This is a genomic window from Janthinobacterium sp. LS2A, assembly GCF_036543145.1.
GTDB lineage: Bacteria > Pseudomonadota > Gammaproteobacteria > Burkholderiales > Burkholderiaceae_D > Janthinobacterium > Janthinobacterium aestuarii.
In genome coordinates, this window is sequence record NZ_JAZHPB010000001.1 from 620,814 (window position 1) to 638,527 (window position 17,714).

General features: G+C 64.9%; 15 protein-coding genes. 10 read left to right on the plus strand and 5 right to left on the minus strand.

Annotated features, from left to right (window positions below):
* Positions 1 to 255: 255 nt before the first annotated feature.
* Together V3C40_RS02850 and V3C40_RS02855 are read left to right on the plus strand one after the other, a co-directional pair.
* The gene (locus V3C40_RS02850; RefSeq protein WP_331776443.1) at positions 256 to 3,963 is read left to right on the plus strand and encodes a PAS domain S-box protein; all 3,708 of its coding nucleotides are present in this window, start codon (positions 256 to 258) and stop codon (positions 3,961 to 3,963) included.
* Between the two features lie 13 nt (positions 3,964 to 3,976).
* On the plus strand, positions 3,977 to 4,972 hold the full coding sequence (locus tag V3C40_RS02855) for a response regulator (RefSeq protein WP_331776444.1): 996 nt from the start codon (positions 3,977 to 3,979) through the stop codon (positions 4,970 to 4,972).
* Positions 4,973 to 4,983: 11 nt separating this feature from the next.
* Here the strand turns inward: V3C40_RS02855 and V3C40_RS02860 are convergent, their stop codons facing one another.
* Genes V3C40_RS02860 through V3C40_RS02870 form a run of 3 tightly spaced genes read right to left on the minus strand, consistent with a single transcriptional unit; the run spans position 4,984 to position 6,733 of the window.
* Complete coding sequence (locus V3C40_RS02860; protein WP_331776445.1) at positions 4,984 to 5,664, minus strand: RES family NAD+ phosphorylase; 681 nt, start codon at positions 5,662 to 5,664, stop codon at positions 4,984 to 4,986.
* A gap of 1 nt (position 5,665) precedes the next feature.
* The gene (locus V3C40_RS02865) at positions 5,666 to 6,310 is read right to left on the minus strand and encodes a hypothetical protein (protein ID WP_331776446.1); all 645 of its coding nucleotides are present in this window, start codon (positions 6,308 to 6,310) and stop codon (positions 5,666 to 5,668) included.
* 9 nt (positions 6,311 to 6,319) lie between these two features.
* Positions 6,320 to 6,733 carry a hypothetical protein gene (locus V3C40_RS02870; protein ID WP_331776447.1) on the minus strand — a complete coding sequence of 138 codons (414 nt, stop codon included), beginning with the start codon at positions 6,731 to 6,733 and terminating at the stop codon, positions 6,320 to 6,322.
* A 172-nt stretch (positions 6,734 to 6,905) separates the two neighbouring features.
* Between V3C40_RS02870 and V3C40_RS02875 the strand changes: the two genes are divergently transcribed.
* Positions 6,906 to 7,721 carry an aminoglycoside phosphotransferase family protein gene (locus tag V3C40_RS02875; protein WP_331776448.1) on the plus strand — a complete coding sequence of 272 codons (816 nt, stop codon included), beginning with the start codon at positions 6,906 to 6,908 and terminating at the stop codon, positions 7,719 to 7,721.
* Between the two features lie 6 nt (positions 7,722 to 7,727).
* Here V3C40_RS02875 and V3C40_RS02880 read toward each other — a convergent pair whose 3' ends face one another.
* Both V3C40_RS02880 and V3C40_RS02885 read right to left on the minus strand, forming a co-directional pair.
* Positions 7,728 to 9,608 (minus strand): esterase/lipase family protein, encoded by a 1,881-nt coding sequence (locus V3C40_RS02880; RefSeq protein WP_331776449.1) that lies wholly within the window; start codon positions 9,606 to 9,608, stop codon positions 7,728 to 7,730.
* A gap of 1 nt (position 9,609) precedes the next feature.
* The gene (locus tag V3C40_RS02885; protein WP_072453458.1) at positions 9,610 to 10,386 is read right to left on the minus strand and encodes a DUF481 domain-containing protein; all 777 of its coding nucleotides are present in this window, start codon (positions 10,384 to 10,386) and stop codon (positions 9,610 to 9,612) included.
* 267 nt (positions 10,387 to 10,653) lie between these two features.
* Here V3C40_RS02885 and V3C40_RS02890 point away from each other — a divergent pair, with 267 nt between their 5' ends.
* The 7 genes from V3C40_RS02890 (at position 10,654) to V3C40_RS02920 (ending at position 17,687) form a co-directional block, all read left to right on the plus strand.
* Entirely contained in the window at positions 10,654 to 11,340 is a 687-nt protein-coding gene (locus tag V3C40_RS02890) for a winged helix-turn-helix domain-containing protein (RefSeq protein WP_072453459.1), read from the plus strand.
* The gene (locus V3C40_RS02895; protein WP_331776450.1) at positions 11,333 to 12,685 is read left to right on the plus strand and encodes a sensor histidine kinase; all 1,353 of its coding nucleotides are present in this window, start codon (positions 11,333 to 11,335) and stop codon (positions 12,683 to 12,685) included. The genes V3C40_RS02890 and V3C40_RS02895 overlap by 8 nt, the downstream gene beginning before the upstream one ends.
* Positions 12,686 to 12,851: 166 nt before the next feature.
* Positions 12,852 to 13,754 carry a VirK/YbjX family protein gene (locus V3C40_RS02900; RefSeq protein WP_331776451.1) on the plus strand — a complete coding sequence of 301 codons (903 nt, stop codon included), beginning with the start codon at positions 12,852 to 12,854 and terminating at the stop codon, positions 13,752 to 13,754.
* 111 nt (positions 13,755 to 13,865) lie between these two features.
* The gene (gene hemB / locus V3C40_RS02905; RefSeq protein WP_035819309.1) at positions 13,866 to 14,840 is read left to right on the plus strand and encodes a porphobilinogen synthase; all 975 of its coding nucleotides are present in this window, start codon (positions 13,866 to 13,868) and stop codon (positions 14,838 to 14,840) included.
* Positions 14,841 to 14,948: 108 nt separating this feature from the next.
* Entirely contained in the window at positions 14,949 to 16,292 is a 1,344-nt protein-coding gene (locus V3C40_RS02910; protein ID WP_331776452.1) for an MBL fold metallo-hydrolase, read from the plus strand.
* A gap of 56 nt (positions 16,293 to 16,348) precedes the next feature.
* Positions 16,349 to 16,858 (plus strand): peptide-methionine (S)-S-oxide reductase MsrA, encoded by a 510-nt coding sequence (gene msrA / locus V3C40_RS02915; RefSeq protein ID WP_331776453.1) that lies wholly within the window; start codon positions 16,349 to 16,351, stop codon positions 16,856 to 16,858.
* 10 nt (positions 16,859 to 16,868) lie between these two features.
* Entirely contained in the window at positions 16,869 to 17,687 is an 819-nt protein-coding gene (locus V3C40_RS02920; protein ID WP_219328712.1) for a helix-turn-helix domain-containing protein, read from the plus strand.
* The last annotated feature ends 27 nt before the right edge of the window (positions 17,688 to 17,714 follow it).

The following is a 17,714-nucleotide window of genomic DNA, read 5'->3' on the forward strand; positions in this document are numbered from 1 at the left end:
GCTCTTTAAAAAATCATCGTCACGCTGGCGGCCAGACATCCGCGCCAGAGTTCGTACGCATTCCGCCTGTTCTCTCTGAACGGGCACCTTTCCCCCGCGCGGCAGGCGCGGGCGTGATGACCGAGCCTTGCCCTGGTCGACTGCTACCGTTGTCATTTCCGCTGTATTGCCGCTTTAGTAAAAAGCCTGGCGACGGCGCGCGGTGTGCCGTCATGTTTTGCGACGTTAGGTTTCACTCTCTTATGCCACGACAGTATGCTTAGTTCCATCTTTGCCGTATCGACCGATACCATGCAGTACATCTATGGCACGCACAATGCGTGGCTGGTGCTGTTTTCCATCGGTATCGCCGTCTTCGCCTCGTTCATGGCCTTGCAGATCGCCGGCATGGCGCGCAGCAGCGAGCGCGGCTTTCAGCGCCAGACGGCCATCATTACGGGCGCCATCGCGCTGGGCGGTGGCATCTGGTCGATGCACTTCATCGGCATGCTGGCCTTCGACATCTGCACGCGCGTGTCCTTCGACCCTGGCCTGACCCTGCTGTCGATGCTGCCCGGCATGGCAGCTTCGTGGGTGGCGCTGCACTTGCTGGCGCGTCCGAGCATCAACTGGCGGCAACTGGTGGTGGGTGGCGTGCTCGTCGGCGTTGGCATCGGCTCCATGCATTACAGCGGCATGGCCGCCATGCAGACGTCGCTGGCCTTGCGCTACGAGCCCTGGCTGTTCACCCTGTCGCTGCTCGTGGCCGTCACCTTGGCCATGCTGGCGCTGTGGGTACGCTTCGGCCTGAGCGCCATGCGCCAGCGCCTGAGCCCATTGACCTCCTTGCTGCTCAGCAGCGTGGTGATGGGCCTGGCCATTTCCGGCATGCACTACACAGGCATGCTGGCGGCGCGTTTTTCCGGCACGCCCACGGCAGGCGAGAACACGATCACGGTGCAAGCCTCGTTCGTGGCCCTGGCCGTGGCCCTGATCACTGTCACCCTGACCGTCTTCGTGGCGGCCGCGAACGGCTTGCTGCGCTACCGTCAGCTGTTGCGCCACGCCAGCGTCAGCGAATCGCGCCTGCGCGCCATCGTCGATACGGCGGCCGATGGCTTGATCACCATCGATGGCCAAGGCAAGGTGCGCTCCTTCAATCCCGCCGCAGAAAGCCTGTTCGGCTGGCGCGAAGCGGAAATCGTGGGGCGCGACGCCAGCGTGCTGCTGCAGCCGGCCGACGCGGCCGAATACGAAGGCTATCTGCGCGACTACCTGGAAACGGGCGCCTCGCGCATCCTCGACAGCGGACGCGAACTCGATGGCCGCCACAAGGATGGCGCCGTGCTGCCCATGCGCGTGGCGATCGGCAAGATCGATACGCCGGGCCAGCCCCTGTTCGTGGCGTTTGTCACGGACATGCGCTCGTCGCGCAGCATGGAGCAGGCGCTCAAGGACAGCGAGCGCCAGTACCGCACCCTGATCCGCAATATCCCAGGCGTGTCCTTCCACTGCAGCTTCGCGCCCGAATGGAAGATGATCTTCATCAGCGACGCCGTCTTCAACCTGACGGGCTGGCTGCCGCAGGACTTCGCCGAAGGGCGGGTCAGGCTGTTCGACCTCGTGCATCCAGACGACCGCCAGCGCGTCAACGACACCTGCGTGCAGGCGGCCGGCGAACGGCGCGATTTCGAGAACGTCTACCGCATGATCCACCGCGACGGGCGCGAGCGCTGGGTGCGCGAAAGCAGCGGCCCCGTGCTCGATAACGACGGCGTGGTGCGCTGGATCGACGGCGTCATCCTCGATATCACGGAAAGCGAATTGCGCAACGCGGAATACGAGGGCAAGGTGACGGCGATCTCGCGTGCGACGGCCGTCGCGGAGTTCGACCTGCAGGGACGCATCCTGGCGGCCAACCAGAACTTCCTCGACCTGGTCGGCTACCAGCTCGACGACGTGCTGGGCCTGCACCACAGCATCTTCTGCGAGCCGGGCTATGTGATCTCGCCCGACTACAGCGCGTTCTGGCAGCAACTGGCGCAGGGTGAATTCAACACGGGCGAGTACAAGCGCATCGGCAAGCATGGCAAGGAAGTGTGGATACAGGCTTCGTACAACCCGATCTTCAACACGGACGGCAAGCCGTTCAAGGTGGTCAAGCTGGCCACCGACGTGAGCGAGCGGCGCGCCATGCAGGAAAACCTGCGCGCGGCGAAAGACCGCGCCGAGCTGGCCGCCGAATCGAAGACCAGTTTCCTGGCCAACATGAGCCATGAAATCCGCACGCCGATGAACGCCATCATCGGCTTTACGGAAGTGCTGCTGGGGACAGCCCTGGACAGCCTGCAGCGCCGCCACCTGGGTACGGTGCGCCAGTCGGCCCGTTCGCTGCTCGAACTGCTCAACGACATCCTCGACATGGCCAAGCTGGAAAAGGGCGCGACCGAGCTGGAACTGGTGGACTTTTCGCTGCCGGACCTGGTCGACCACGTGGCCGCGTCCCTGCGCATCACGGCGCATGCGCGCGACCTCGTGCTGCATGTCGATGTCGATCCCGGCATGGGCCAGTTCTTCCTGGGCGACGCGCGCCGGGTGCAGCAGGTGCTGACGAATTTGATCGGCAACGCCGTCAAGTTCACGGAAGTGGGCCATGTGCGCGTGGCCGTCGGCATGCAGGGCGAGCAGGTGCATATCGCCGTGCACGACACGGGCATCGGCATCCCGGCCGACCGCCTGGACAAAATCTTCGCTCCTTTCACGCAAGCCGATTCCTCGATGAGCCGCCGCTTTGGCGGCACGGGCCTGGGCACGACGATTTCGCTGCAGCTGGTCGAGCTGATGGGGGGCACCATCACGGTGGAAAGCACCCTGGGCGTGGGCAGCGTGTTCCACGTGCTGCTGCCGCTGGCGCCGGGCAAGGCCGTGTCGCGCCGCAGCGAGCAGCCCGTGGTGGCCTTGCCGCCGCTGCGCATCCTGGCGGCCGACGACGTGCCGCAGAACGTCGAGCTGCTCCTGATCAGCCTGGGCGCGGCCGGCCACCAGGTGATCGCCGCCAGCGATGGCGAGAGCGCCGTGCGCGAGTTCAGCAAGGGCAGCTTCGATGTCGTCCTGATGGACGTGCAGATGCCGCGCATGGATGGCCTGGAAGCGACGCGTCTGATCCGCGTGCATGAGCGCGAACAGGGTTTGAAGGCGACGCCCATCATCGCCCTGACGGCCAGCGTGCTGGAACAGGACCGGCGCGCCGCGCAGACGGCAGGCATGAACGGCTTTGCTTCGAAGCCGCTGGAAATGCACAAGCTGACGGCGGAAATCGCCCGCCTGCTCGATATCGCCGTGTCCATGCCGCCGCCGGCGGCCGGCGCGGCGGCGCGTGCGGCCGCCGGCCAGGTCGACTGGCAGCGCGGCATCGCCCTGTGGGGCGGCCGCGAAGCCTTGCAGCGGGCGATTGGCCGCTTCGTGCAGGCCAATGGCGACTGCGCCGCCATGCTGGCGGCCGAACTGGAACGCGGCGGCAGCAGCGTGGCCGGCCATTTGCTGCACCGTATCAAGGGCGCTGCGGGCAACCTGTGCCTGGTGCAGGTCGAAAGCCTGCTGGGCCGCATCGAACAGGCGATCGCGCGCCAGCTGCCGGCGACCGAATTGCTGGTGCAGCTGGCCGCCGCCTTCATGGCGCTGGCCGGCGAACTGGAAGAATCGGGCATGCCGGCCGTGGCAGTGGGTACGCCGGCTGCCGGCGCGCCACTCGATGCCGACGCCGCTGGCGCGTTGCTGCGGCAAGCCATCGCCAGCCTGGAAGGCGGGCAGCTCGACGACGCCCTGATGGCGCAGATCGCGGCCATGCTGGCGCCGCACGGCCAGCAGCAGCGACTGCAGGCGCTGGCCAGCGCCATCGACGACTTTGAATTTGCGCGCGCCGCGGACGTGCTGCGCCAGCTGCTGGCGTGGCTGGAAACGCCTATGCCGGCCGACCTTTCCTGATATTGGGCTAACGATGACCTTACACGAAGACAAACCGATCCTGCTGCTGGTCGACGATGAAGCGACGAATCTGCAGGTGCTGCGCCAGATCCTGCAGGACGATTACCGCCTGCTGTACGCCAAGGATGGCGAGAAGGCGCTGGAGCTGGCGCAGAACAACCCCGTCGAACTGATCCTGCTCGACATCATGATGCCCGCGATGACAGGCTATGAAGTGTGCCGCCAGTTGAAGGCCATGCCGGCCACCGCGCCCATTCCCGTCATCTTTGTTACCGCCCTGTGCGACGTGAAGGACGAGGCGGACGGTTTTGACGCGGGCGCCGTCGATTACATCACGAAACCCGTCAGCCCGCCCATCGTGCGCGCCCGCGTGCGCACGCACCTGTCGCTGGTGGACGCCGAGGAGTTGCGCCGCTCGCGCCTGCAGGTGATCCAGACCCTGGGCCAGGCCGCCGAATACAAGGATAACGAGACGGGCATGCACGTCATCCGCATGAGCTATTACGCGCGCCAGCTGGCGCTCGCGGCCGGCTACAGCGCGGGCAGGGCGGAAGACCTATTGAATGCGGCGCCCATGCACGACGTGGGCAAGATCGGCATCCCCGACGCCATCCTGCAAAAGCCGGGCAAGCTCGATGCGGACGAGTGGCAAGTCATGCGCCGCCACGCGGAAATCGGCGCGGCCATCATCGGCGAGCACGCGAGCGGCTTGCTGAAAATGGCGCGCACCATCGCCCTGACGCACCACGAGAAATGGGACGGCAGTGGCTATCCGCAAGGCTTGAAGGGCGAGGAAATCCCGCATGAAGGCCGCATCGTCGCCATCGCCGACGTCTTCGACGCCCTCACCAGCGAACGCCCGTACAAGCGCGCCTGGACCATCGACGAAGCCATCGCCACCATGCAGCGCGACAGCGGCACGCACTTCGACCCGGAGCTGCTGGCGCTGTTCGTGGAACAGCTGCCAGCCATGCTGGAGATCAAGGACAAGTGGCGCGAGCCGGTATAGGGAATCTCAGCTCAGGGCGGATCCACGCGCAGGCGATCGGCCAGCAACTGTGCATACGCAGCGCTGTCGCCGAATGCCAGCTGTGAGCACGCCATGGTCTGGCCCAAGGTTGCCATGTGGCGCGATGAAATGGCATACGCAAGTTTGCCGGGCTGGCGGCGCGATGGATACATGAAACCGTGAATCGCGCCGGCTTCCTGTGCAATGATCTGATCCAGCTGCCAGCCCAGCCATTGGCACCAGCCGTGATCGGGGCTGCGCAATTGGTCAAAAATGCCGAGCCGGCTGGCGGCAAGCCCTGTCAGATCGAGCAATTGCAGCGGGGCGCTGAATGACAAGGTCGCGATCAGCGCTTGTTCCGCCCTGTGCGCGATGTAAAACGTGCCCGGGCGCGTGACGTCGTTGCGGCAAAGCTGGGCTTCCCAGGCAGCCGTGCAGGTATCTTCCGCGATATAGACCCAGTGATAGGGGAAGCCGTCGGCGTTGGCCAGCGTGGCAGGCGGGCCGAAGCGGTACGTGCGTTCGACCTTTGCAGGCCAGATGGATGCCGCGTTCCACGCTGCGCGTACCAGGGGCTGGCCCGATTGAATGGTGACGATATTGCTTAATAATTCCGTGCGCAGCGATTCGAGCGCTGGCAGATGTGCCGCCACTTCTGGCGGGACGGGTGTTTCTCTCAGTTGATGCGCCATGCTAGCCTATGATATCGGCCATGCCCCTGTGCTGCCACGTTGCCGCCGCAATAACCTTGCGAACCCTCTCGCGTGCCGGCAGATCCAGCAGCGCTTGCTGACTGGGATGTACCTCGGCCCGCGTTTCGAACGATTTTCCTGCAAGCATCTCTGCTGGCGATAATTCGTCGAATTCGTCGGCACTGCTGATCCAGAAGGCATGGATTTCACTACTCGGCTGGTCGGCAAGAATGGCGAGCGCTGGCGCAATCAGTTCTGGCACCGGTTGGACAAATTGCCAAGCCGGAAACTCCTTGCCGATACTGCGCCCTTTGGGTGTCACGCAATAAAACCGCTTGCTATCCACCGCGCGATACAGCGACGCTTGCGAAAGCGCCACCCATCCTTGTTCGATCACATCCGAAACCTTGAGTTTTGACACGGGAAGCTGGACCGGTATCGCAGACGGCGTGGCCCCAAGCGAAGCGCGTGCTTCATTCAGCGCACGCTTGGCCAGATCGATCATGTGGCTACGCTCGGGACCTTGCGCCAAGATATCGAAGCGCGCGGCTACGAGCTGCGAGAATTGTTCAATCACCCGAAGGTCGTTGTCTGTCAATTCCCGATGCTCGGGCGTCAGAACGCCGTAATCCAGATTCGGTGTCATCTTGTTTCCTCAGGCAAAGGCGGGTGGTGCGATCGAAGGATGCGTTGCTGTAATTCGCCAAACCCGCCCGGAGAGCACCAGGCCTTGAGTCGGTACGCAATGTAGCAGTTTTTGCAATGTCGCCACGAGCAAGCGATCTTTGTCGCGCTTGATTAGCAGTCGCATGTAGTACTTCTGCACTATATGCTTGAGGCGAGAACCTTCCGTCGTCATTCTGGCGTTCGTTACTGCTTCAAAAAACCGCAGGTAGCTCTCGCGAAAGCGCTGCATCGATTGCACTGCACGAAGACGTGCTTGCCTGACCTGAGCCAGGACGCCACTTTCCTGCTCGATAGTATCGAGTACGCGCAAGTGTTCGAAAGCATTTTTCAATGCCTGCCGTTCAATGGCGGAAAACAGTTCATATGGCGGCAATACGGTCATGATGATCTCTGTGCGCAAGTGTAATAAGGAATATCATATACAAGATTCTTATGTTTCGCAACTTTATCATTGGCAAGATCGTAAGTCCCGTCGACTATCCGCACGGCCTAATCTGCCCGCACTTCCACATCTCGTTTATAGTGGCGCCCTGACCGTCATCACAGGATTACCCATGGATTTCCAGAACCGCATTGCCGACTTTCTTCGGCAATGGTCGTTGCAAGCCGATGGTTTGCCCTTGCACACGCACGCGGCATGCCTGCTGCCCGTGTTGCACGGTGGCCAGCCGGCCATGCTGAAGCTGTCGACTGGCGACGATGAACGGCGTGCTGGCGCCGTGCTGCGCTGGTGGGATGGCGACGGGGCCGTACAGGTGTTGGCTGCGTCCCCGGATGATGACGTCCTGCTGCTGGAGCGGGTGATTTCGGTTCGTTCGCTGACCGGGCTGTCGCGCTCGGACGAGGCGGGCGATGCGGCTGCGACGCGCATCCTGTGCGCGGTGGCCGCGCACCTGCATGCAGCGCGGCCCATGGCGCCGGCGCTGCCGCCCTTATCCGATTGTTTCGCCGCGCTGGCTGCCGCCGCACCGCTGCACGGCGGCGTGTTCTCGGATTGTCACGGCGTGGCCCGCGAACTGCTGACGGCGCCGCAAGATATCGTCGTGCTGCATGGCGACCTGCATCACGAGAATGTGCTTGATGGCGGTGCGCGCGGCTGGCTGGCCATCGATCCGAAAGGTTATGTGGGTGAGCGGGGGTTTGACTTTGCCAATGTGCTGTGCAATCCGGATGCGGCGATGGCGACGGCGCCGGGCCGACTGGACCGGCAGGTGGCGCTGATCGCCCGTGAAGCTGGCCTTGATCGCGCGCGCCTGCTGGCGTGGGTGGCCGCATGGGCCGGCCTATCGGCCGCCTGGCACCTGGAGGATGGCACACCGCCGGAGACGGCGCTGGCCGTGGCCCGCATTGCGCTGGCTGCCTTGGCTTGATGGCGTTTAAGGGCTGTCCGCCAGCCGCAAAATCCGCCGTATCTCCAGGATCGCCTGCGGGCTTTCCTGCACGCTGTGCCACGAGGGGATGACTTTTTCCGACTGCGCGCCGTCGAGGTGGGCGCTGGCGTAGGGCACGACGCCGTCGCTCGATTCCGCCAGCGGCAGGTCCGGCGTGTCGTTGCCCATGATGGAGTAGTAGCGCACGTTCGGGCTGATGGGCAAGTCGGCCACCAGGCGCACGAACGGGTCCTTGTCGCTGAGGTTATCGATGCTGTTGGGGATGCGTAGCGGCTCGCTGCTGCCCGTGTCGAGCTGCGCCAGGCTGCCGGCCGCGTCGGACAACTGGTCGAGCATGGTGATGGGCAGCGTGACGAGGTTGGCGATCCAGCGCGCCACCTTGTGGTTGGCGAACGAAGTGCCGCGGTGCGGCGCGGCGATGAAGATGGCGCGGTTTACCTGCGGCATGGCCGTGAAATTCAGATAGGGGGCCAGTCCCGCACGGACTTTTTCCGCCTTCTTGCCCTTCAAATTGTATTCTTCCGTGATGGCGTCGAGCAGGGTGTTGCTGGCGTCGGAGACCATCAAGCGCGCCAGTACGCCGCCCATGCTGTGGCCGATCAAGACCATGTCGTTGGCCGCGTCGGCCTTGGCGGCAGGGTCGAACTGCGCCAGGGTCGCGTTCAGCGCCTTGCGGATGGCGGCGTTGTTGGCGGCCAGCGGCGCATTGCTCGGGTAGTACACTTGCCAGATCTGGTAGCGGCGGCGCAGCTGTTCGTCGCCCATCAGTTCATTCGCCACGTTGATCCACGCTTCCGGGCTGCTGGCCAGGCCGTGCAGCATGACGATGGTGCGCTTGTTCGGGTCATAGGGTTGCATCAGGTGCACCTGCGGGCGCGAGATGCCGTCGGCGCTGCCGAACAGGGTGCGCAGCGCCTGCACGCCGAAGCCGGAGCGGGCCAGCCACAGGCCATAGCCGGCCGTGAAGTTGGCCGCCACGGGCAGTTCCTGTCCCGCCATGCGCGTCGATTCGCTGCGCGTCGGATCGACCAGCATCACCAGCAGCTGCTGCGTGGCCAATACCTCCTGCAGGCTGTTGCCGTCGAAGCGGATCAGCGCCGTGACGACGGGGAAACGCGTCTCCTGGTATGGCACATACTCGCCTTTCGGCGCCCGGGGCTTGGGCATGACGGCCACGAGGTCGGCGCCGAAGCCGTCGCGCCGGTACACATTGCGCAGGCCGGAAAACGACAGCGAGGTGGCCGGCAGCAGTTCGTCGGGCAGGGTGCCGTCGTCGGGCAGGCGCAGGGCAGACAATTCGCTGTCGATCTGCCAGCCGGCGACGCGGATCACATTGCCGTCCGGCCGGTACTCGCCGCGGTGGCGGAACAGATTGCCGACGGCCTTTTGCACGGCATAGTTGTAGTAGTCGCGGATTTGCGTCTGGCGTTCCTCGAAGGCGCGCTGGCCCGGCGTGCGGGTTGTGTAGAACAGATAGGCATACGCGTAGCGGGCCGATTCGAGCCATGCGGCCAGCGTTTCGGCGCTCGGATGGCCGCCCTGTTTTTCTTCCGCCAGCGCGCTTCCCAGCCACAATTCGGACAGGGTCGCCAGGCGCTGCTCGTCGCTGAGCAGTTCGGAGCGGGCCAGGTCGGCGCGGCAGCTGCCCGTATTGGCTTCGCAGGCGGCGATGTCGCTGCCGATGATGCGCAGCACCTCGCTGGCCGAGGCGCTCAGTTTGCCCGTGGTGAGGATGTCGCCGCGCCGCTGCTGCAGATAGTCGGCCGGTGAAATGGAGCTGACGGTGACGGCGGCGCAGCCGCTCAGCAGCGCCGCCGCGCACAGCAGGGCGCCCAGGCGCAGGCGCCGCATCAGCGTGGCCCGCATGTCAGAACGAGTAGACCAGGGTCAGCGAGGTTTGCGTATCCGTGTTCTTCTTGTCGTCCGGCACGCGCGTGTCGTTGCGGGCGCTGAAGGCGGCCTTCATCTGCATGGTGCCGTTGATTTTCGTGCTGAGGGCCGTTTCGGCGATCGAGTGGGTGTTCGAGGTGCCCCGTTCCACGCTGACCGTCTGCGTGAACATGGCCGACTGGCTGATCTTCCACTTCATTGCGGCCGCACCGCGCACCGTCAGGCCGTGTTCCGACTCACCCGCGTCGTTGGTGCCGCTGAAATAGCCAGGACCGAATTCCACGTCGACGCTTTTGTCTGTCGACTGGTACCAGCGCGAGCCATGACCGACGGCCAGGGTCGAGTACTTGGTGTAGGCGCCGAACTTGTCGTTCACGTGCGAGGCCAGCACAAACAGTTTTTCATGGTCGGCCATCAGCTTGTAGGCGGCCTTTGCGGAGGCGGAAAAGCGTTCGGCCGAGCGTTCGCGGATCTTTTGCCCATCGTCGTTCGTCGTTTCGTCTTCCTTGAAGTAGCCGCTGAAGATGTACTGGTTGCTCCAGTCATCGAGCTCCTGGCGCGCGTCGATCTTGCCCGTGACGGAAGTGCCGACCGTGTTGCCCGAGGTGGTGATGGCGCCCAGTTCGGCGGAAGTGCTCCAGCTGCCGATGGGGATTTCATCGAACAGCATGCTTTGTTTGGTATCTGCTGCGGCGGCGCTGCCGCAAGTGATGGCCATGGCCAGCGCCAGTGCGAGAGAGTGGGTCGATTTCATGGCTGTATCGGTTTGTGGCGCGCGCCAGGCGCGCCTGATGTTCGTTAGTGGCAGTGATGGTTTGCAGGCCGCGGCAAGCCGGGAGGCGCCGAAAATATGCGCACATAATATGGGCACATGCGCGCGCGGGCGCGGCCAACAAACATTGTCGAGGCCGTATTGTACCCGACCCTGTGATCGCGCGCCGCACGCGGCGGGGCTGGCAAGTGGCGCGCGCCTGGCGTATGCTGCGCCTATTTGCTGCCTGATCTTTACAAGGAATCCCCCGTGCGCTGCCTGGTCATCGAAGACGAAGCCGAAACTTCCCGCTATATCTGTGCCGGCCTGCGCGAGGCGGGCCACGACGTTACCGCCTGCGGCAATGGCATCGACGGCATGCGCCTGGCCTGCGGCGAAGACTGGGACGCGCTGGTGCTCGACCGCCTGCTGCCCGGCGAGATCGACGGCCTGGCCATCGTCGCGCGCCTGCGCGGCATGGGCCGCAACACGCCCGTGCTGGTGCTGTCGGCCCTGTCCAGCGTCGACGAGCGCGTGCGCGGCCTGCGCAGCGGCGGCGACGATTACCTGTCGAAGCCGTTCGCCATCGACGAACTGCTGGCGCGCATCGAAGCGCTGCTGCGCCGCGCCGCGCCCGTGCCCGAATCGACGCAGCTGCAGGTGGCCGACCTGGTGCTCGACATGCGCACCATGCGCGTGACGCGCGCCAACCGCCAGATCGCTCTGCAGCCGCGCGAATTTCGTCTGCTCGAATACCTGATGCGCCACCAGGGCCAGTCCGTCACGCGCGCCATGCTGCTCGAAGCCGTGTGGGATTACCATTTCGACCCGCAGACCAACGTCATCGACGTGCAGGTGAGCCGCTTGCGCACCAAGGTGGACAAGGAATTTTCGCCACCGCTGATCCACACGGTGCGCGGCGTCGGCTACACGCTGGGCGTGATCGACAGTGCGTAATTTGCACCGCTCGATCGCGGCCCGCCTGGCGCTCGGCTATGGCGTGCTGGTGGTCGTGTCGATCAGCATCGTCTGCGCCGTGTTCTATTTCGGCACCATCGGCGTGCTCGATCGCAGCGTGGATCGCAAGTTGACCCTGCTCTCGGAGCGCCTCGCCGCGCTGTACGAGCAGGGCGGCAGCAGCCGCACGACGGCGGAAATCGCCCATCTGCTCACCGACCGCACCGATAGCGACACGGAGATCTTTTTGCTGGTGGATGCCGATGGCCGCCGCGTGGCGGGCAATCTGTCGTCCTGGCCCGACGTGGGCAGCCCCGTGGGCCACCTGCTGCACCGCGACGTCACGCGCGAAGGACGCAGGGTGCCCGCGCGCATGCTGATCCGCGACCTCGATGGCGGCGCGCGCCTGTTCGTCGGGCGCGACATGGAGGAGGGCAGGTCGATCCGCTCGCTGGTACTGCGCTCCCTGGCCTATGGCGGCGGGGCGGCCATCTTTCTGGTGGTGGCTGGCGCCTGGCTGTTCCGCCGCCAGCTCGAGGCGCGCATCGGGCAGATCCGCCGCACGGCGGGCGAGATCGAGGCGGGAGACCTGAGCCGGCGCATTCCCGTCTCCAGCGAGGATGAATTCGGCTTGCTGAGCCGCGACATCAACCGCATGCTCGACCGCATCGAACACCTGATGGAAGGCGTGCGCCACGTGTCGAACGCCATCGCGCACGATTTGCGTACGCCGCTGGGCCGCATCCGCAACAAGCTCGATGGCGCCTTGCGCCAGCAGCAGGGCGTGGCAGGCTACGAGAGCGCGGCGCAGGCGGCCATCGACGACATCGACGATCTCACGCGCGTGTTCGACAAGCTGCTGCAGATCGCGGCCGCCGAATCGGGCATGCGCCCCGAGAATTTCGACGACATCGACCTGCATCAGATCGGCGCCGATATCGTGGAAATGTATGAAGCGACGGCCGACGAGCAGGGCGTGTTGCTGGTGCAGATGTATGGCGACGGCGTGCCGGCGCGCGGCGACCGCAATCTGCTGGGCAGCGCGCTGGCCAGCCTGGTCGACAATGCCATCAAGTACGCGGGCCCGGGCGCCACGGTGGAAGTGTCGGCCGGCAGCGATGCGCAGGGCAACTGGCTGGCCGTGCGCGACAACGGCCCCGGTGTGCCAACGGAAGAACTGCCGAAGCTGACGCAGCGTTTTTACCGCCTCGACAAGAGCCGCCACTTGCCCGGCAATGGCCTGGGCCTGTCCATCGTCGCGGCCATCGCGGCCCTGCATGGGGGCAGCCTGGAGATCGAGGATGCGGCGCCGGGCTTGCGCCTGCGATTGCGGCTGCTGCGCTAGCATGGCGTATCGGCACATTACCAACTTGTAACCCCCTTCATTTTCACCTCCCCCTATCATCCGCTCTACCCGGCGTGGAGCGGCTGCCAGCGTGCAGCCGCCTGTTCCGGGCTGCCTGCGGCCGTCGCCGTGTCCCGTTCATCAGACCCGTCATAGAGCCGTTCGCATGCATACTTTTACCGCCACCGGCGACAACGCCGCGCCACAGCAGGCGCCACTGCGCCAGCATGGCCACCGTATCAAGGCCGCGCTGGGTGCCATCGTCTTTCCCCGGCAGCGCGCGCGCTGGCAAGCGTTCATCGCCGCGACGCCTGGACTGCCGGCGCTGGCGCAAGCCCATCCCAGTCTGCTGTACAAGATCTATCGTCCCTACGCCAACCGCCATTTCGGCTGCGCGGCGCGGGTGGACCTGCTGCGCGGGCATTACCGCTTCCTGTGGCAGGCGGGTGCGCGGCCGCTGGTGGAATACGCGGCGCGGCGCGCGCTGGTGCTGGCCGCCATCGAGGGCAAGGATGGCGCCACCTACCGCTTGCATCTGACGGCCATCCGCGACAGCCACCGCGAAGGGGACCTATGCCTGCGCCTGACGCGCGACGGCGTGCCGCTGTACCTGGCCAGTTTCCTGTTCCGCCCCCAGCCAGGCGGCGCCGTCATCCAGCTGGGCGCCTTGCAGGGCTTGCGTTCCCCCGCTGGCGCGCAGGCGGTGAAAGAGGCAACGCGGGCGCTGCATGGCTGCCGGCCGAAAAACCTGATGGTGGCCGCCTTGCGTGACTTCGGTGATTTCTTCGGCTGCGGCCATCTGGAACTGGTCAGCAACGCCAACCGCATCGCGCTGAACTGGCGCCGGCGCCGCCATATCTCGTGTGACTACGACCTGGCGTGGCGTGAACTGCATGCGCAGCCCGCCAGCGACGGCAATTTCCGCCTGCCATGCGGCCCCTGCCGGATGCCAGACCTGGCCTTGGTGCCGTCGAAAAAGCGGGCGGATGCGCGCCGGCGCGGCGCCATGCTGGTGCAACTGGCGGCCGACATGCGCTGGCAAGTGGCGGCCCTGCTGCACGCGCAATGACGGAGCGGGGCGGGTTTTTTGACCTGTGCGGCTTTTTTGCCGGGCGGTCCGGCGCAAGCGGCGCGATCGGCGTATACTTACCGGCGTTGTTAACCTGAAGCCAGTCACCCCATGCCAGCACAATTCCCCACTTCGCGCATGCGCCGCCTGCGCGCGACCCCGCAACTGCGCGAGCTGTTCCGCGAAACCGAGATCAATCCGCGCGACCTGGTCCTGCCGATCTTCGTCGACGAAGGCAGCAGCGATTTCATCGACATCAAGTCCATGCCCGGCGTGCGCCGCATTCCTGAAGCGAAGCTGGCGCAGGAAGTGGAGCGCTACGCGCGCGCCGGCCTGCGCTCCGTCATGACCTTCGGCATTTCGCACCACAAGGACAGCCACGGCACGGACACCCTGAACCCGGACGGCCTGGTGGCGCGCATGTCGCGCATCATCAAGGACGCCGTGCCGGAAATGGTGGTGATGTCCGACACCTGCTTCTGTGAATACACGGACCACGGCCATTGCGGCATCCTGCATGGCGACACGGTCGACAATGACAGCACGGTGCTCAACCTGGGCAAGCAAGCCGTCATCGCGGCCCAGGCGGGCGCCGATATCATCGCGCCATCGGCCGCCATGGATGGCCAGGTGGCGGCGATCCGTAGCGCGCTCGACGCGGCCGGTTTCCACGACACGCCCGTGATGGCGTATTCGACCAAGTTCGCCTCCGGCCTGTACGGCCCGTTCCGCGACGCGGCCGGCAGCACCCTGAAGGGCGACCGCAAGACCTACCAGATGGACCCGATGAACCGCCGCGAAGCCGTGCGCGAGTCCCTGATCGACGAAGCCGAAGGCGCCGATGCGCTGATGGTCAAACCGGCAGGCGCCTACCTGGACATCATCCGCGACCTGCGCGAAGTGACGCGCTTGCCGATTGGCGCCTACCAGGTCAGCGGAGAATACGCGATGATCAAGTTCGCCGCGCAAGCCGGCGCCATCGACGAGCGCCGCGTGGTGCAGGAAACCCTGGGCGCCATCAAGCGCGCGGGCGCGGACATGATCTTTACGTATTTTGCGATGGATGTGCTGAATAATCCGTATTGAGCATACCCGGCGTTTTTCTCACCCCGAAAGCAAATCCCGGGGTCAGACCCGGCGGGTCTGACCCCAGCATTTACGCTGTTGGGGTTCTTTCTGCATTCCCCGCCTCCCATGCCCCTGAAAATCTCCCGCATCCTGCACGCCGGCTATGTCTTCGAATGCGAAGGCACGGCCATCGCCTTCGATCCTATCGTCGAAAATCCGTTCAGCCGCAACTGCCACGCGTTTCCGCCCGTGCGCCTCGACCTCGATGCCGTGCGCCGGCTGCGCTGGGATGCCGTCTTCATCTCGCACTTCCACGACGACCATTGCTCGCTCGACAGCCTCGATGTGCTCGACCGCGCGACGCCCATCTACCTGTACTGCGTCTTCGACGAACTGTTCGCCATGATCCGCGCGCTGGGTTTTACACAGGTGCGGCGCCTGCACGTCGACGTGCCGGTGCGGGTGGGTGCCATCGAGGTGATCCCGCGTCGAGCGCTGGACGACGATGTCGACTCGCTGTTCCAGGTGCGCGCGGACGGGCTGAACGTGCTGAACGTCGTCGATTCCTGGATCGGCCCCGAGACGCTTGAACAGCTGGCCGCCTTTGCGCCGTGGGACATGGTGCTGTGGCCATTCCAGACCATGCGCGAGATCGCCGTCATCGCGCCGTCGCAAGCGCAGCCTGGCCCCGTCGAGCTTCCCGACGACTGGGTGCCGCAGCTGCGCGCGCTGGCGCCACGGTACATCGTGCCCAGCTCTTGCCAGTTCGTGCAGGAAGACTGGTCCTGGTACAACCACGCGATGTTCCCGATTACCTACCGCCGCTTTGCCGATGAAATCGGCGCCGCGCTGCCCGAGGCGCACATCTTCCGCCTTGATCCGTCCACCTCGGTGCTGCTCGACGCGCACGGCGTGACGCCAGCCACGCCGCTGCCCTGGGTCATCCCCGTGGGGCCGCAAGACGTGGATTTCGACTACCGTCCCGAGGCGCCGCCGCCCGCCACGGCGGACATCGCGCGCCGTTTCGCGCCCTTGAGCGATGCCGATGCGGCGCTGGTGCTCGATTTCTGCCACAACGGTTTGCTTGAACGCTACCGTGACATGGAGCTGCCTGAGGACAGCTACTTCCAGCAACCGCGTTTGTGGCGGCTGTCGCTGTATGGCCATGACGGCGCGGCCACCGTGCTCCATTACCGCACGCACGGCGACTTGATCGACCTCGTGCCGGAGACGGACGAGGTGCCCGGCTGGACCACCGAAGTGCCGCTGGTGAAATGCCATGCGGCGCTGGTGCTCGGCGAATCGCTGACGTCGATGTACATGCGCATCAACGATGGGCCTTTCGATGCTGAAGCGCGGGCGGAACTGGCGGAAGCCGACATCGTCGACGACCCGCTGATCCGCTGCCTGTTCAACGACGCCATCGGCGCCTATCAGGCGGCGCAGCTCAAACGCTTGCTGGCCCGCTGAAGAAAGTCGCGCGACAGAGTAAGATAGCTGCTTCTGACTAGAACGGGAAAGACACCATGGCACAAGACAATGAAACGGCCATCCTGGCCGGCGGCTGCTTCTGGGGCGTGCAAGACTTGCTGCGCCGCTATCCGGGCGTGATCGCCACGCGTGTGGGCTACAGCGGCGGCGACGTGGCCAACGCCACCTACCGCAACCATGGCACGCATGCGGAAGCGATCGAGATCATTTTCGACCCGAACACCATCAGCTACCGCAAGATCCTGGAATTCTTCTTCCAGATCCACGATCCCAGCACGGAAAACCGTCAGGGCAATGACCGCGGCACGAGCTACCGTTCAGCCATCTATTACACGAACGACGAGCAAAAAAGGGTAGCCGAAGACACCATCCGCGACGTCGACGCTTCCGGCCTGTGGCCCGGCAAGGTGGTGACGGAAGTGGCGCCGGCCGGCCCGTTCTGGGAAGCGGAACCCGAGCACCAGGATTACCTGCAGCGCTTGCCGCACGGCTACACCTGCCATTACATCCGGCCGGACTGGGTCTTGCCGCAGCGCGGGCAGTAAGGACGCAGATATGCGTTACTGGCGCGTCGAACGGCGGCAGGCGGAAGGGCAGCTGGACTTCGGGCGTACCCTGGAGCTGATGGCTGCCCTCGGCCATGCCGACGTGAATGCGGTCGCCGGGGCTATCCTGAAGACGGTCAGCACGGTCGCGCCGATTGCCCAGTGCACGATCTTTGCCTATGAATTCGGCAACCGGCCACGGACTGTCGCAGTGGCTGACCGGCGCGGCGGACGGTTCCTGCAAGATATTGCCGACAGCTACGCGCGCCATTACTACGCGCTCGACGGCAACCAGCGCGTGATCGCGCCGGCGCCGGGGCGGAAAATCGATCCCTCCATCGTGCTGCACCAGCAGGCCAGCGACGAGATCGACCATCCCGGCTACCGCGCCGCCTGCTATCAAAAACCGAATGTGTCGGACCGGCTATCCCTGCTGGTGCAGCCGGCCGGCGATATCTGGCTATCCGTCAATTTCTACCGCGACAGCAGCCAGGGCCAGTTCCAGGCCGGTGAAGTGGCCGGCATCGAAACCCTGTCACCGCTGTTTGCCCATGCCGTCAAGCATCACTACAGCCTGAACGGCCAGAATACGCAAGGCGTCGCGCCCATGATGCTGGCAAGGCTGCGCCAACATTGCCCGGCCTTGAGCAAGCGTGAACTCGATGTGCTGCGCTGCGTGCTCGAAGGTCTCACGGCCGTGGAAATCGCCGAGATCATGGGCGTGCAGCCGTCCAGCGTGACGACTTACCAGAAGCGCGCCTATAAACGCCTGGGCATTTCCAGCCAGCGCCAGTTGTTCGCCCTGTGCATGGCGCCAGCGCCTGTCTAGTTCCTTCGATGTAGCAATGGCTCCGCC

Coding starts and splice junctions, on each gene's coding strand:
- V3C40_RS02880 (WP_331776449.1), bottom strand. CDS start 9,608: ATGCGGGCCACGCTGATGCGGCGCCTGCGCCTGGGCGCCCTGCTGTGC.
- V3C40_RS02875 (WP_331776448.1), top strand. CDS start 6,906: ATGGATTTCCAGAACCGCATTGCCGACTTTCTTCGGCAATGGTCGTTG.
- msrA (WP_331776453.1), top strand. CDS start 16,349: ATGGCACAAGACAATGAAACGGCCATCCTGGCCGGCGGCTGCTTCTGG.
- V3C40_RS02900 (WP_331776451.1), top strand. CDS start 12,852: ATGCATACTTTTACCGCCACCGGCGACAACGCCGCGCCACAGCAGGCG.
- V3C40_RS02860 (WP_331776445.1), bottom strand. CDS start 5,664: ATGGCGCATCAACTGAGAGAAACACCCGTCCCGCCAGAAGTGGCGGCA.
- V3C40_RS02885 (WP_072453458.1), bottom strand. CDS start 10,386: ATGAAATCGACCCACTCTCTCGCACTGGCGCTGGCCATGGCCATCACT.
- hemB (WP_035819309.1), top strand. CDS start 13,866: ATGCCAGCACAATTCCCCACTTCGCGCATGCGCCGCCTGCGCGCGACC.
- V3C40_RS02910 (WP_331776452.1), top strand. CDS start 14,949: ATGCCCCTGAAAATCTCCCGCATCCTGCACGCCGGCTATGTCTTCGAA.
- V3C40_RS02920 (WP_219328712.1), top strand. CDS start 16,869: ATGCGTTACTGGCGCGTCGAACGGCGGCAGGCGGAAGGGCAGCTGGAC.
- V3C40_RS02865 (WP_331776446.1), bottom strand. CDS start 6,310: ATGACACCGAATCTGGATTACGGCGTTCTGACGCCCGAGCATCGGGAA.
- V3C40_RS02855 (WP_331776444.1), top strand. CDS start 3,977: ATGACCTTACACGAAGACAAACCGATCCTGCTGCTGGTCGACGATGAA.
- V3C40_RS02870 (WP_331776447.1), bottom strand. CDS start 6,733: ATGACCGTATTGCCGCCATATGAACTGTTTTCCGCCATTGAACGGCAG.
- V3C40_RS02850 (WP_331776443.1), top strand. CDS start 256: ATGCTTAGTTCCATCTTTGCCGTATCGACCGATACCATGCAGTACATC.